Source organism: Serratia sp. CoH_134_PS_4 (genome assembly GCF_058190535.1).
Window position 1 is genome coordinate 1,136,428 of sequence record NZ_JBXWKI010000001.1, and the last position, 12,753, is coordinate 1,149,180.

The following is a 12,753-nucleotide window of genomic DNA, read 5'->3' on the forward strand; positions in this document are numbered from 1 at the left end:
TTTTTAGCTCTTTACAGCGAATGAGGATGAGAATAGCCGGTCACGTCGAGCATTTGCTCCCAGCTGAGTAACTGTTCGGTCAGCAGCAGCTCGCGGTTAACGCCAACCACGCTGAGCAACTGATGACGGCAATTAAGCCACTGTTGCACCACTTGCTGCAGCGAGGTGCTGCTCAAGCAACTGGCCAGTTGGTGCACCAGCGGTTGTTGATCCTGGTTAAGTGCGAAACTTGCCGCACCTTGCTGCCATTTCATGGCATCCACGAGCAACGCGCATAACCAGTGTAGCCGCTCTGCGACGTCTTCGTGGTTCAACACCGGCAACAACGACAACATGTCACGCTGTGGCAGTGCTGTACGCAGCGCGGCACACAATGCTCCACGTTGCTGCCAACGTTCCGGCTGCAACAATTGTTCAGCAGCCAGCGGCGCACCATCGTGCAAACGTAAGGCAGTCAGGAGATCAACCTGATTACCCGGTGTTTGGCGGTTGAGCCATTGCAGGCTGAGTTGCTCATCTGGGCTAGCCAGGTGCCAGTACAAACAACGGCTGCGCAACGTCGCGAGCAAACGTGATGGCTCACGGCAACTCAACAGGAAATAGGTTTTTTCAGGCGGTTCTTCCAGCGTTTTCAACAAGGCATTAGCGGCAGCTTCCGTCAGTAACTCCGCCTGCGGTAACCAGATAACCTTGGCTCCGCCCTGCTGCGCATGGGAATAAAGAATCTCAATCACCTGACGGATGGGTTCCACCCCCAGGCTGCTTTTGCCTTTTTCTGGCGTCAACACGTGATAGTCCGGGTGATTCCCTGCAAGCATTAGCCGGCAGCTATGGCATTCACCGCAGCTTTTCTCACCGTTACGGCGCTGACAGATCAACCAGCGGCTCAGGCCATAGGCCAATGCGTCTTCACCGTTACCTACCGCAGCATGTAACAGCAATGCGTGATGACCGCGCCCGGCAGCATATTGCCCGACCAACTGCCGGTAAGGCGTATTCAGCCACGGGTACCAGTTCATTACGCGCCTTCCTGCTGCTGTAGCCATTGGCTGACACAACCCCGAATCGCCGCGGTTACCTGCTCTAACGATTGAGAAGCATCAACAGTGACAATGGACTCGTCCTGCGCAGCCAAGGCCAGGTAACGTGCGCGGGTACGTTCAAAGAACGGCAGTGCTTCTTGCTCGATACGATCCAGCTCACCGCGCGCGCGCGCGCGTTGCAAGCCCACTAATGGCGGTAAATCCAGGTAAAGCGTCAAGTCTGGGCGGAAATCCCCCAACACCGTCTCGCGCAGCGAGGCCATCAATTGTTGATCAACCCCGCGTCCGCCGCCCTGGTAGGCTTGCGAAGACAAATCGTGTCGATCGCCAACGACCCACGCGCCACGCGCCATCGCCGGTTTGATTACCGTTTCCACCAACTGTACGCGGGCCGCATACAGCATCAGCACTTCGGCCTTGATCGTTGGCAGCTCACCGTCCACACCACGTTTAAACAGGTCGCGGAGCTTCTCTGCCAACGGTGTGCCGCCAGGTTCACGGGTAAAGACAATCTCGTTGACACCATGTTCGCGCAATACGCTAACGACTGTGTCGCGCGCGGTCGTTTTACCCGCGCCCTCAAGGCCTTCGATAACCACGAATTTACTTTTCATTCTTTTCCTTTAACGCCTGGCGATAGGCTTTCACTGCCTGATTATGACTGGCCAGGTTAGTGGTAAATTGATGGCCGCCCTTGCCGTCGGCAACAAAGTACAGATACGGTGTCTTCGCCGGGTTGGCCGCGGCCTCCAGCGAGGCTTGGCCCGGCATGGCAATCGGCGTTGGCGGCAATCCGTTGATCACGTAAGTGTTATAGGGTGTCGCCGTTTCTAAATCTTTGCGAGTAATGTTGCCATTATAACCATCGCCCATGCCGTAGATCACCGTTGGATCTGTCTGCAAACGCATGCCAATGCGCAGGCGGTTGATAAACACCGAGGCCACCTTGGTGCGCTCTTCCGGCACAGCCGTCTCTTTCTCAATGATTGAGGCCATGGTTAGCAGGTCTTCAGGCGTTTTGTACGGCAGAGTGGTATCGCGCCCCTGCCAGGCTTCGTCCAATGCCTTGGTCATTCGCAGGTGGGCACGTTTCAACAAGGCCAAATCACTCATGCCGGCGGTGTACGAGTAGGTATCGGGGTATAGGCGTCCTTCTGGGTTGCTGCCTTCCGGCATCCCCAAAGCCACGGCGATCTCCGCCTCACTTTTCCCTGCCAGCGTATGTTTGAGGTATTTGGACTGTTGCAGCACCGTCAGCCAGTCACGCAGGCGAGAACCTTCAATAAAGCGAGCACTAAACTGGGCTTCTTTACCGCTGGCCAGCAATTTAAGCATCTGGCGCACGGTCATCCCCGGCGTAAAACGGTAGGTTCCGGCTTTAAACTCCGCCAACTGTGGCTCCAGACGTAGCAACCATGGGAACCACGTACCATTGCGGATCAGCTTATCGCGCACCAGCAGCCCTTCCAATGCAACCCGTCCGGTGCCCGCCGGCAATTTAAAAATGGCTTCCTGCTGGATGGCCAACGGGGTATCAGCGAAACGTTCAACCTTCTGATACCCCCAAAACAGCAGGCCTAACACCAGAACAAGCGTAATAGAAACGAACTTCAGCTTTCTTTTCTTCATCAATCAGCCATCGTTAACAATGTGGGCGCAAAAAATCATAGAGTTCGCGTGACGGATAACGCCATGATTGCGCGATATTTACCGGCAACAATGGCATCAATGCATTGCTCACCAGCACTTCATTCGCGTCGGCCAGCGTTTCGAGCGGCTCGCTGACGCAATGCAACCTGTAGCCACTCTCCGCCAACAACTCAATGACCCGGCGACGCATCAGCCCGGCCACGCCGGCCTGACTCAAATCTGGCGTAAACACCGCTTTTCCCTTACGCCAGAACAAATTAGCCGCACAGCATTCCACCAGCATACCCGCAGTGTCAAGCACCAGCGCCTCGTCGGCAGCCGTCTGGTCAAGATGCGTGCGGATCAACACTTGCTCCAAACGATTTAGGTGTTTCAGCCCTGCCAGCAGCGGGTTGCGCGCCAGTGCGACCGGACTCAGCGCCAGGCTGATACCCTGTTCACGCCATTGCAGATAGTGCAAAGGGAAAGTGCTGCGGGAGACGATACGCGTGGGATTTTCACACCCTTGTGGACTGTAACCTCGCCCACCGCTGCCTCGCGTCAGTATCGCTTTGACCACACCCAGAGAAATAGATTCTGCGGCGTGCACCATTTCACGTTCTAATGCATCCCAGTCGCAAACAGGCAACATTAGCCGTTGCGCCGCCAGCTGTAGGCGTTCGATATGCCAAGGCAATAAGTCGATTTTGCCGTCCGTCACCCGAGCGGTAGTGAAACAGCCATCACCAAACTGCAAACCGCGATCGCTTGGCGCGAGCGCATCGTGCTGATGTCCATTAATCCAGTACATAGTCTCCCCCTGGCCACTGTAGCTTTCTGTACAGAATAACAGGCACCGATGTCGTTAGCAGCAGCTTGCTATTGAGCAAAGGTACCGGCAAGCAGAGTTTTCCGAGTCGCGTTTCTGCGCCATAAAAAAAGCCCGGTTTAAAAAACCGGGCTTTTTGTCGACTGCCAGCAGAGGTATTACACCTTGCGGAAGATCAATGAACCGTTGGTGCCGCCGAAGCCAAAGGAGTTACACAGCGTATACTGCATATCGCTCACCTGACGCGCTTCATGTGCAACGAAGTCCAGATCGCAACCCTCATCTGGATTATCCAGGTTGATGGTTGGTGGTACGGCCTGATCACGCAATGCCAGTACGGTGAAGATTGACTCAATCGCACCCGCAGCACCTAACAGGTGGCCGGTCATCGATTTGGTCGAGCTGACCAACACGCGCTGTGCATCACTGCCAAATACCGATTTCACTGCTTGCGTTTCGGCTTTATCGCCAGCCGGCGTTGAAGTACCGTGCGCATTGATATAACCGATTTGTGACGTGGTCACACCGGCATCAAGCAACGCATTTTCCATTGCCAGCGCAGCGCCCGCACCGTTCTCAGGTGGTGACGTCATGTGATAAGCATCACTGCTCATCCCAAAGCCAACAACTTCAGCATAAATCTTGGCGCCGCGTTTTTTAGCATGCTCGTACTCTTCCAGCACCATCATGCCAGCGCCATCACCCAGAACAAAACCGTCACGGTCTTTGTCCCAAGGGCGGCTAGCGGCTTGAGGATCTTCGTTACGAGTCGACAGCGCGCGTGCTGCGCCAAAGCCGCCGACACCTAATGGGGTACTGGCTTTCTCTGCCCCACCGGCCAGCATCACGTCGGCATCATTGTAAGCAATGATACGCGCAGCGTGGCCAATGTTGTGCACACCTGAAGTACAGGCGGTGGCGATCGAAATGCTCGGGCCACGCATGCCGTACATGATAGTCAGATGGCCTGCAATCATGTTAACGATGGTTGACGGCACAAAGAACGGACTGATTTTCCGTGGGCCACCGTTAACCAGTGAACTGTGGTTCTCTTCAATCAAACCCAGGCCGCCGATACCGGAGCCGATAGCGGCACCAATGCGGGTGGCGTTAGCCTCGGTGATATCTAGCCCAGCATCCTGCATAGCTTGCATGCCGGCAGCGATACCGTACTGGATGAAGGCGTCCATCTTGCGCGCATCTTTGCGGGAGATGAAATCTTCAACGTTAAAATTCTTTACCAAGCCAGCAAAACGCGTTGCATAGGCAGTAGTATCGAAATGGTCGATCAGGCTGATGCCACTCTGACCGGCAAGAAGAGCGTTCCATGTGGACTCTACCGTATTGCCGACAGGAGACAACATGCCCAGTCCGGTCACAACTACTCGACGCTTAGACACGTTTGTCCTCCAAGGAGGGAAAATATAACACTAGGGATAGAAAAAACTTAGGCGGTCGAGTGACCGCCTAGATATGTTCTCTTACTGCTGGCTAGCGTTGATGAAATCAATAGCTGCCTGAACAGTAGTGATTTTCTCAGCTTCTTCGTCTGGAATCTCAGTGTCGAATTCTTCTTCCAGTGCCATTACCAGCTCAACAGTGTCAAGAGAATCAGCACCCAGATCTTCAACGAAAGAAGCGTTATTTAAAACTTCTTCCTGTTTAACACCCAATTGCTCAACAATGATTTTCTTAACGCGTTCTTCGATAGTGCTCATACTCTTAAATTTCCTATCAAAACTCGCTTTCGCGATGGTTTTCGTAGTGTATAAAATGTTGAAAAAGATGCAACTAAATCCCGGCTGGTCAAACCACGATTTTACGCTATTCTGCGGTTTTTACCCCAAATAACGCAAATAGTTTTCGCATTTTTTAAATCATGTACATGCCGCCATTGACATGTAACGTTTCACCGGTGATGTAGCCAGCCTCGTCAGAGGCTAAAAATGCAACAGCGCTGGCGATTTCTTTAGCATCCCCCAGCCGATTGGCTGGAACTGATGACAAAATGCCTGCACGTTGATCATCTGTCAACGCCCGTGTCATGTCCGTCTCAATAAAGCCAGGTGCCACGACGTTGACTGTAATGCCACGTGAAGCAACTTCACGTGCCAAAGACTTACTAAAGCCAATCAAACCGGCTTTAGCCGCCGCGTAATTAGCCTGCCCTGCGTTCCCCATGGTACCAACTACGGAACCGATGGTGATGATCCGGCCAAACCGCTTTTTCATCATAGCTCGCATTACCGCTTTTGACAGACGGAATACGGAAGTCAAATTGGTGTTCAGGATATCCTGCCACTCATCGTCCTTCATACGCATCAGCAGGTTATCACGCGTAATGCCGGCATTATTCACTAAAATGTCGATTTCGCCAAATTCAGCACGAATAGATGCCAGAACGCTGTCGATAGATTGAGCATCAACCACGTTCAACGCAAACCCTTTGCCGTTTGCACCCAGGTAGCTGCTGATAGCCTCAGCGCCGCTTTCACTGGTGGCGGTGCCGATCACTTTAGCGCCGCGTGCCACAAACGTTTCTGCAATAGCCCGGCCAATACCCCGGCTAGCGCCGGTGACCAGAACAACTTTACCTTCGAAGCTCATTGTTTTCCTCTTTATTGCTCAAGCGCCGCTGACAGGCTGGCGGTGTCATTAACGGCCGCTGCTGTCAGGGTGTCAACAATACGTTTAGTCAGGCCGGTCAGAACCTTACCCGGGCCAACCTCTAGCAGCAACGTAACGCCCTCTGCTGCCATAAACTCTACGCTCTCGGTCCAACGTACCGGGCTGTACAACTGGCGTACCAGCGCACTGCGGATCGCTTCAGGATCGGTTTCGGTGCGCACATCGACGTTATTCACCACTGCAACCTGCGGCGCGCTGAACGTGATTTCTTGCAACGCAACGGCCAGTTTGTCCGCAGCCGGTTTCATCAGTGCACAGTGCGAAGGTACGCTCACCGGCAACGGCAATGCACGTTTGGCGCCAGCGGCTTTACAAGCAGCCCCTGCACGCTCAACCGCCTCTTTATTGCCGGCAATAACGACCTGGCCCGGAGAGTTAAAGTTCACCGGGGACACAACCTGCCCTTGGGCAGACTCTTCACAGGCTTTGGCGATCGCGGCGTTGTCCAGACCGATAATGGCGGACATCGCCCCCGTGCCTTCCGGTACCGCTTCCTGCATCAGTTTGCCGCGCAGCTCAACCAGACGGATTGCCGCCTGGAAATCCAACACGCCCGCACACACCAGGGCCGAGTACTCACCCAGGCTGTGGCCGGCCATGATTGCAGGCATTTTACCGCCCTGTTGCTGCCAGACGCGGAAAATCGCCACGGAGGCGGCCAGCAGTGCCGGCTGCGTCTGCCAGGTTTTGTTCAGCTCTTCCGCTGGCCCTTGCTGCACCAGTTGCCACAGGTCATAACCCAGGACGGAAGAGGCTTCGTTGAAGGTCGCTTCAACAATCGGATATTCAGCGGCCAAATCGGCCAGCATGCCAAGAGTCTGTGACCCCTGACCTGGAAAAACAAAAGCAAATTGCGTCATTTTTTCTTCCTGTTAATCAGAAACGAACCAGCGCCGAGCCCCAGGTAAAGCCGCCGCCAAAGGCTTCCAACAGCACCAGTTGGCCGCGCTGGATCCGCCCATCACGCACCGCTTCGTCGAGCGCTGCAGGGACAGAGGCGGCAGAAGTGTTACCGTGACGATCGAGCGTCACTACCACTTTATCCAGCCCCATACCCAGTTTTTTCGCCGTTGCGCTGATAATGCGCAAATTGGCCTGGTGTGGTACCAACCAATCCAGCGCGCTGCGATCCAGATTATTAGCCTGCAACGTTTCATCAACGATGTGAGCCAACTCGGTAACCGCAACTTTGAATACTTCATTACCGGCCATAGTGACGTAAGCCGGTTTGTCCTGCTCTTGACGATCCTTGAACGGTAACGTCAGCAGACCACCGTAGCTGCCGTCGGCATGCAGGTGGGTCGAAAGAATGCCAGGCTCTTCTGAGGCCCCCAGCAAAACTGCACCTGCACCATCACCAAACAGGATGATAGTGCCGCGATCTTGCGGATCCAAGGTGCGCGACAGCACATCCGCGCCGATCACCAATGCATGTTTAACCGCGCCATTCTTAACGTACTGATCGGCGACACTCAACGCATAGGTAAAACCGGCACAGGCTGCGGCCAGATCGAAGGCGGCACAGTCTTTAATGCCAAGCATCTGCTGCACCTGGCAGGCAGAACTTGGGAATGCGTGGCTCGAGGTAGTGGTAGCCACTACGATCAACCCGATATCTTCTTTAGCCACACCAGCCATTTCCAGCGCTTTTTCAGCCGCATGGAAGCCCATCGTCGCAACGGTTTCGTCAGCAGCGGCGATACGGCGTTCACGGATACCCGTACGTGAGACGATCCACTCGTCAGAGGTATCCACCATTTTTTCTAGGTCAGCGTTGGTGCGCACTTGTACGGGTAAATAACTCCCCGTACCGAGAATCTTTGTATACATGTACGATCAGTCACTCTTAGGTAATACAGCTTCAAGGCGCGCAGCAATCCTGTCAGGGACTTGCCGCTGCACCGCCTGCACAGCCTGTTCGATTGCAACTGCAAACGCGTGTGGGTTCGCAGCGCCGTGGCTCTTGATTACGGTGCTGCGCAATCCTAACAGACATGCGCCATTATACTGGTCGGGGTTCAGGTGGCCGAACCGCTTTACCACCCGCTTTTGCAACCAACGGCCTAACAATTTTAACCACCACGCCTGTTTGCCACCGTCTCCGGATGACTTCAGTAGCGATAAAAAGACTCTTACCACCCCTTCCATGGTTTTCAGGGTGACGTTACCCACAAAGCCGTCGCAAACCATCACATCGGTTTTACCGGTGAGAAGATCGTTGCCTTCCAGGTAACCAATATAGTTGATTGCCGGCGTATTTTTTAGCACGGCGGCCGCTTCGCGGATATTATCCAGGCCTTTGGTTTCTTCTTCACCAATATTCAGCAGCGCCACGCGTGGTTGCGCAATCCCCACGACCTCTTCGGCCATCACCGCGCCCATCACCGCAAACTGGACCAACATGGTGCTGTCGCATTCGACATTGGCACCGAGATCCAACACGACGGTTTTACCACCTAACTGATTCGGGATCACCGTCATCAGTGCAGGGCGCTCAATACCGTCCAGCGGCTTAATCAGCATTTTCGCCAATCCCATCAACGCGCCTGTATTACCCGCGCTGACACAGCCTTGCGCATCACCATTTTTGGTCAATTCAAGCGCAACGCGCATAGAAGTACCACGGCTGGCGCGTATCGCTTGTGAGGGTTTGGCGTCGCCGGCAATCACTGATTCAGCGGGCACGACTTGCAAACGTTCCAGAAGAACTGGATCGGCTTTGGCAAGTAAAGGAGAGAGGGTGTCGGGATTGCCGACCAGCAGAAGATGAAGCTGTAAATTAGAGGCCAGTGCCTGCAATGAAGCAGGCACTGTGACGCAGGGACCGAAGTCCCCGCCCATTGCATCTAACGCCAGGGTTAGACGAGTCAAGGTACCGCTACTTAGCCGATAACCTTGCGACCGCGGTAGAAACCGTCGGCAGTGATGTGGTGACGACGATGAGTTTCACCGGAAGTCGCATCAACAGACAAAGTGGTGGTGGTCAGGGCATCGTGTGAACGACGCATGCCACGCTTGGAACGGGTTGGTTTATTTTGTTGTACGGCCATGGACCTTACTCCTTAATTACTTACGCTTTAAACTGGCTAATACGGCAAATGGGTTTGGTTTCTCCGCCTCTGCAGGCAGTTTGCCAAAGACCATGTCCGCTTCGGACACTTCACAGTGTTCAGATTCATGTACCGGGACGACAGGCAGTGAAAGAATAATTTCATCTTCAATCATTGCCAACAGATCGACTTCGCCAAACTCATCGACTTCGATCGGCTCGTACGCTCCCGGTAATGCCTCAGCCTGCTCATCATTGACGACCGGGCTAAAACAATATGTTGTGTGTACATGATGCTCGAACGGAACTCCACAGCGTTGGCACATCAGCATTACCTGGACGTCCGCATGCCCTGTTATCACCGCGAGGCGCTGGTTATCGATATTAAAAGATAACGAGACCTCAACATCACTGTCCACACTGACCACAGAGGCGGCGACACGTGTAACCTGCTCAGGCGAATAGGAACCAACATAGTCCAATCGTTTCTGAGCGGTACGTACCGCATCAATGGTCAAGGGTAATTTTACCTTTTGCATAGGGCGCGCATATTAACTTTGTAACGACATAGAGTCAAAGAAAAAGGCCGTAAAACGGCACCTTTCACCAATATTCGCTTCCTCAGCGGCGGACAGTTTAAAATGCCCACTCTATTTACGCTACGGTTTACGAAAAAAATTATGCAGAGACTACTCCTTGCCTCTACCTCGAGCTACCGCAAGATGCTGCTGGAAAAGCTGCATCTGCCTTTTATCTGTGCCGCACCGCACGTCGATGAAGCCCCGCTGGCCGGAGAAACCGCAGAGGCGCTGGTGCTACGATTGGCGGCCGCGAAGGCTCAAGCATTGGCCCTCGCCTACCCTGACACTCTGATTATCGGTTCCGATCAGGTCTGCGTGCTCGATGGAAAAATCACCGGAAAACCACACACCGAGGACAACGCCCGCACACAGTTGCGTCAGGCCAGCGGCAAAACGGTCACCTTTTATACCGGCCTGGCGTTATACAACAGCCGCAATAACCACCTGCAAGCAATATGCGAACCTTTCCATGTGCATTTTCGTACATTGAGCGACCTTGAAATCGCCACCTATGTGCGCCTTGAACAACCACTCAACTGTGCAGGCAGTTTTAAAAGCGAAGGTTTGGGGATTGCATTGTTCGACAAACTGGAAGGACGGGATCCGAATGCGTTGATTGGTCTGCCACTGATCTCGCTGTTAGAGATGTTGCGGGCTGAAGGTATCAACCCGCTGGCATAAAACACGGTTTACTGGGCTTTTGACTGCTTGCGCAATACCTGCAGGCAGTGGCGTAACTCTTGATCCATTGGCGCTTCGATACGCATCGTCTCGCCGGTGCCCGGGTGTTCGAAACGTAGCGCAGCCGCGTGCAGGAACAGACGCTTAAGCCCGGTACCCGCCAATTGGCGATCGAACTCACGATCGCCATAGCGATCGTCAAAGGCTATCGGATGCCCGGCATGCAGGGCATGAACACGAATCTGATGGGTACGCCCAGTGATTGGGCTAGCCTTGACCAGCGTTGCATGCTCAAAACGTTCTTCCACCTTGAAGCGCGTTTCCGACGGTTTGCCTTCGCTGTTGACACGCACAATGCGCTCGCCACTTTGCAAAATGTTTTTCAACAGGGGTGCCTGAACAGCTTTGCAATGCGACTGCCATTGACCGCGTACCAAGGCCAGATAATCTTTCTGCATCCCTTTCAGCCGCAACTGTTCGTGCAGTGAACGTAATGCAGAACGTTTTTTCGCCACCAGCAATACACCCGAGGTGTCACGGTCCAATCGGTGCACCAGTTCCAGGAAGCGCGCTTCAGGACGCAACGCGCGCAACGCTTCGATCACGCCAAAACTCAGGCCGCTTCCACCGTGTACGGCAGTACCTGAGGGTTTGTTCAGCAACAACAGATGATCATCTTCATACAGAATGCAATCTGCCAATGCGGCGACTTTGTCCAGCTTGGCGGAAACGGGGGTATCTTCACGCTCGGCTACCCGCACTGGCGGTATACGTACGATGTCGCCAGGCGCCAGTTTATATTCAACCTTAATGCGCCCCTTATTGACCCGTACTTCGCCTTTGCGCACGATGCGGTAAATCATGCTCTTCGGCACGCCTTTGAGGCGAGCAAGCAGAAAGTTGTCGATTCGTTGACCAGCTTCGTCATCGGAAATCGTGATTAATTGTACTGCAGGAATGTTCGTTTTCATGGAGCAGGATTCTAAATAGAGCGCGTAAATAGCGCCACTTCTTTTTATGTGCTTAACTGTCTCTCTGACTGTGGGGGAAACCTTGGCGGACAATAAGGCAGCAAGCCGGTTTGAACGTTTGCGATTTCTTCCGCAGTTAAGGAAAAGTCACCTTGCTATAACCGTATCAGCAGTGGAATAATGTGTTTACTTTCCACGTTGATTCTCGTTAAACAGGGAAAATTGTGGAATTATAAAATTTGTCTGATGGCACAAAAACGCAGCAATGGCGTAAGACGTAATGTGAAATCAAACAATTAGCGGGCTGCGGGTTGCAGCTTGGCCGGCAAACGGAATCAGATCTGTCGACGTAAATCAGAGGCTATTCCCCTAGTAAAAGTGCTGTTTTTCACAAAGAAATACAGGCTTACCGAGATAATGCGCCCCTATGCAGGCGACAACCGTGAGGTTGACGACTTTGCGAGAAGACACGGGGTTTTCGGTTTTAATCCGGCCATGAGGTTATTTTGCCCGCAGCTTTGTCGATAATGTAAAAATAACGAGTAAGTTAAGATGAAAAGAATGTTGATTAACGCAACTCAGCAGGAAGAGTTGCGTGTTGCCCTCGTAGATGGACAGCGGCTGTATGATTTGGATATTGAAAGTCCGGGTCATGAACAGAAAAAAGCGAATATTTACAAAGGTAAAATCACTCGTATAGAACCAAGTCTTGAAGCAGCGTTCGTTGATTACGGCGCCGAACGACATGGTTTCCTCCCTCTTAAAGAAATCGCCCGCGAATACTTCCCAAGTAACTACTCTTCTCATGGTCGCCCTAACATCAAAGATGTGCTGCGCGAAGGCCAGGAAGTGATCGTTCAGGTTGATAAAGAAGAACGTGGCAACAAAGGCGCAGCCTTAACCACCTTCATCAGCCTGGCGGGCAGTTATTTGGTACTGATGCCGAACAACCCTCGTGCCGGTGGTATTTCACGCCGCATCGAAGGTGACGACCGTACCGAGTTGAAAGAAGCGCTTTCGTCCCTGCAACTGCCTGATGGCATGGGTCTGATTGTTCGTACCGCAGGCGTTGGTAAATCTGCCGATGCGCTGCAGTGGGATCTGTCTTTCCGCCTGAAGCACTGGGAAGCCATCAAAAAAGCCGCTGAAGGCCGCTCTGCCCCCTTCCTGATCCATCAGGAAAGCAACGTCATCGTGCGTGCATTCCGCGACTATCTGCGCCCAGACATCGGCGAAATCCTGATCGACAATCCCAAAATTCTCGATCTGGCCAAAGAGCACA

The 12,753-nt window shown here is 53.3% G+C and carries 15 protein-coding genes; 2 read left to right on the plus strand and 13 right to left on the minus strand.

The features are described 5' to 3' along the window. Nucleotides 1-11: 11 nt before the first annotated feature. From holB to yceD, 12 genes are all read right to left on the minus strand, one after another. Nucleotides 12-1,019, minus strand: coding sequence for a DNA polymerase III subunit delta' (gene holB, locus AC2FCQ_RS05270; protein WP_209632735.1), 1,008 nt, complete (start codon nt 1,017-1,019; stop codon nt 12-14). Then, a complete protein-coding gene (gene tmk / locus AC2FCQ_RS05275) occupies nt 1,019-1,657 on the minus strand; it encodes a dTMP kinase (protein ID WP_209632734.1) in 639 nt (212 codons plus the stop codon). The genes holB and tmk overlap by 1 nt, the downstream gene beginning before the upstream one ends. After that, on the minus strand, nt 1,647-2,672 hold the full coding sequence (gene mltG, locus AC2FCQ_RS05280; RefSeq protein WP_209632733.1) for an endolytic transglycosylase MltG: 1,026 nt from the start codon (nt 2,670-2,672) through the stop codon (nt 1,647-1,649). The genes tmk and mltG overlap by 11 nt, the downstream gene beginning before the upstream one ends. Before the next feature lie 13 nt (nt 2,673-2,685). Then, nucleotides 2,686-3,483, minus strand: a complete 798-nt coding sequence (gene pabC / locus AC2FCQ_RS05285; RefSeq protein ID WP_490307689.1) for an aminodeoxychorismate lyase — start codon at nt 3,481-3,483, stop codon at nt 2,686-2,688. A 176-nt stretch (nt 3,484-3,659) separates the two neighbouring features. Then, entirely contained in the window at nt 3,660-4,901 is a 1,242-nt protein-coding gene (gene fabF / locus AC2FCQ_RS05290; RefSeq protein ID WP_209632731.1) for a beta-ketoacyl-ACP synthase II, read from the minus strand. Between the two features lie 81 nt (nt 4,902-4,982). Next, entirely contained in the window at nt 4,983-5,219 is a 237-nt protein-coding gene (acpP, locus tag AC2FCQ_RS05295; RefSeq protein ID WP_004719003.1) for an acyl carrier protein, read from the minus strand. Nucleotides 5,220-5,373: 154 nt separating this feature from the next. Further along, a complete protein-coding gene (gene fabG, locus AC2FCQ_RS05300) occupies nt 5,374-6,108 on the minus strand; it encodes a 3-oxoacyl-ACP reductase FabG (RefSeq protein ID WP_020826338.1) in 735 nt (244 codons plus the stop codon). Between the two features lie 11 nt (nt 6,109-6,119). Next, nucleotides 6,120-7,049, minus strand: a complete 930-nt coding sequence (gene fabD / locus AC2FCQ_RS05305; RefSeq protein WP_404759832.1) for an ACP S-malonyltransferase — start codon at nt 7,047-7,049, stop codon at nt 6,120-6,122. 16 nt (nt 7,050-7,065) lie between these two features. Further along, nucleotides 7,066-8,019, minus strand: coding sequence for a beta-ketoacyl-ACP synthase III (locus tag AC2FCQ_RS05310; protein ID WP_037423865.1), 954 nt, complete (start codon nt 8,017-8,019; stop codon nt 7,066-7,068). Between the two features lie 6 nt (nt 8,020-8,025). Beyond that, entirely contained in the window at nt 8,026-9,060 is a 1,035-nt protein-coding gene (gene plsX / locus AC2FCQ_RS05315; RefSeq protein WP_209632729.1) for a phosphate acyltransferase PlsX, read from the minus strand. A gap of 11 nt (nt 9,061-9,071) precedes the next feature. Next, nucleotides 9,072-9,239, minus strand: coding sequence for a 50S ribosomal protein L32 (rpmF, locus tag AC2FCQ_RS05320; protein ID WP_004943042.1), 168 nt, complete (start codon nt 9,237-9,239; stop codon nt 9,072-9,074). A gap of 16 nt (nt 9,240-9,255) precedes the next feature. Beyond that, complete coding sequence (gene yceD, locus AC2FCQ_RS05325) at nt 9,256-9,777, minus strand: 23S rRNA accumulation protein YceD (RefSeq protein ID WP_037423869.1); 522 nt, start codon at nt 9,775-9,777, stop codon at nt 9,256-9,258. Nucleotides 9,778-9,918: 141 nt separating this feature from the next. On the opposite strand from yceD, the gene AC2FCQ_RS05330 reads away from it, so the two are divergent. Then, the gene (locus AC2FCQ_RS05330) at nt 9,919-10,500 is read left to right on the plus strand and encodes a Maf family protein (protein ID WP_490307690.1); all 582 of its coding nucleotides are present in this window, start codon (nt 9,919-9,921) and stop codon (nt 10,498-10,500) included. An 8-nt stretch (nt 10,501-10,508) separates the two neighbouring features. On the opposite strand, the gene rluC is transcribed toward AC2FCQ_RS05330, so the two are convergent. Beyond that, complete coding sequence (rluC, locus tag AC2FCQ_RS05335) at nt 10,509-11,471, minus strand: 23S rRNA pseudouridine(955/2504/2580) synthase RluC (RefSeq protein WP_209632727.1); 963 nt, start codon at nt 11,469-11,471, stop codon at nt 10,509-10,511. 552 nt (nt 11,472-12,023) lie between these two features. On the opposite strand from rluC, the gene AC2FCQ_RS05340 reads away from it, so the two are divergent. Beyond that, nucleotides 12,024-12,753 (plus strand): ribonuclease E/G (locus AC2FCQ_RS05340; RefSeq protein ID WP_490658444.1); only part of this gene is annotated, 730 nt, incomplete at its 3' end.

Bases quoted from the DNA above. Each gene is read 5' to 3' on its own strand.
- yceD (WP_037423869.1), bottom strand. From the start codon at position 9,777: ATGCAAAAGGTAAAATTACCCTTGACCATTGATGCGGTACGTACCGCT.
- fabD (WP_404759832.1), bottom strand. From the start codon at position 7,049: ATGACGCAATTTGCTTTTGTTTTTCCAGGTCAGGGGTCACAGACTCTT.
- rpmF (WP_004943042.1), bottom strand. From the start codon at position 9,239: ATGGCCGTACAACAAAATAAACCAACCCGTTCCAAGCGTGGCATGCGT.
- fabG (WP_020826338.1), bottom strand. From the start codon at position 6,108: ATGAGCTTCGAAGGTAAAGTTGTTCTGGTCACCGGCGCTAGCCGGGGT.
- holB (WP_209632735.1), bottom strand. From the start codon at position 1,019: ATGAACTGGTACCCGTGGCTGAATACGCCTTACCGGCAGTTGGTCGGG.
- tmk (WP_209632734.1), bottom strand. From the start codon at position 1,657: ATGAAAAGTAAATTCGTGGTTATCGAAGGCCTTGAGGGCGCGGGTAAA.
- mltG (WP_209632733.1), bottom strand. From the start codon at position 2,672: ATGAAGAAAAGAAAGCTGAAGTTCGTTTCTATTACGCTTGTTCTGGTG.
- rluC (WP_209632727.1), bottom strand. From the start codon at position 11,471: ATGAAAACGAACATTCCTGCAGTACAATTAATCACGATTTCCGATGAC.
- acpP (WP_004719003.1), bottom strand. From the start codon at position 5,219: ATGAGCACTATCGAAGAACGCGTTAAGAAAATCATTGTTGAGCAATTG.
- AC2FCQ_RS05330 (WP_490307690.1), top strand. From the start codon at position 9,919: ATGCAGAGACTACTCCTTGCCTCTACCTCGAGCTACCGCAAGATGCTG.
- AC2FCQ_RS05310 (WP_037423865.1), bottom strand. From the start codon at position 8,019: ATGTATACAAAGATTCTCGGTACGGGGAGTTATTTACCCGTACAAGTG.
- pabC (WP_490307689.1), bottom strand. From the start codon at position 3,483: ATGTACTGGATTAATGGACATCAGCACGATGCGCTCGCGCCAAGCGAT.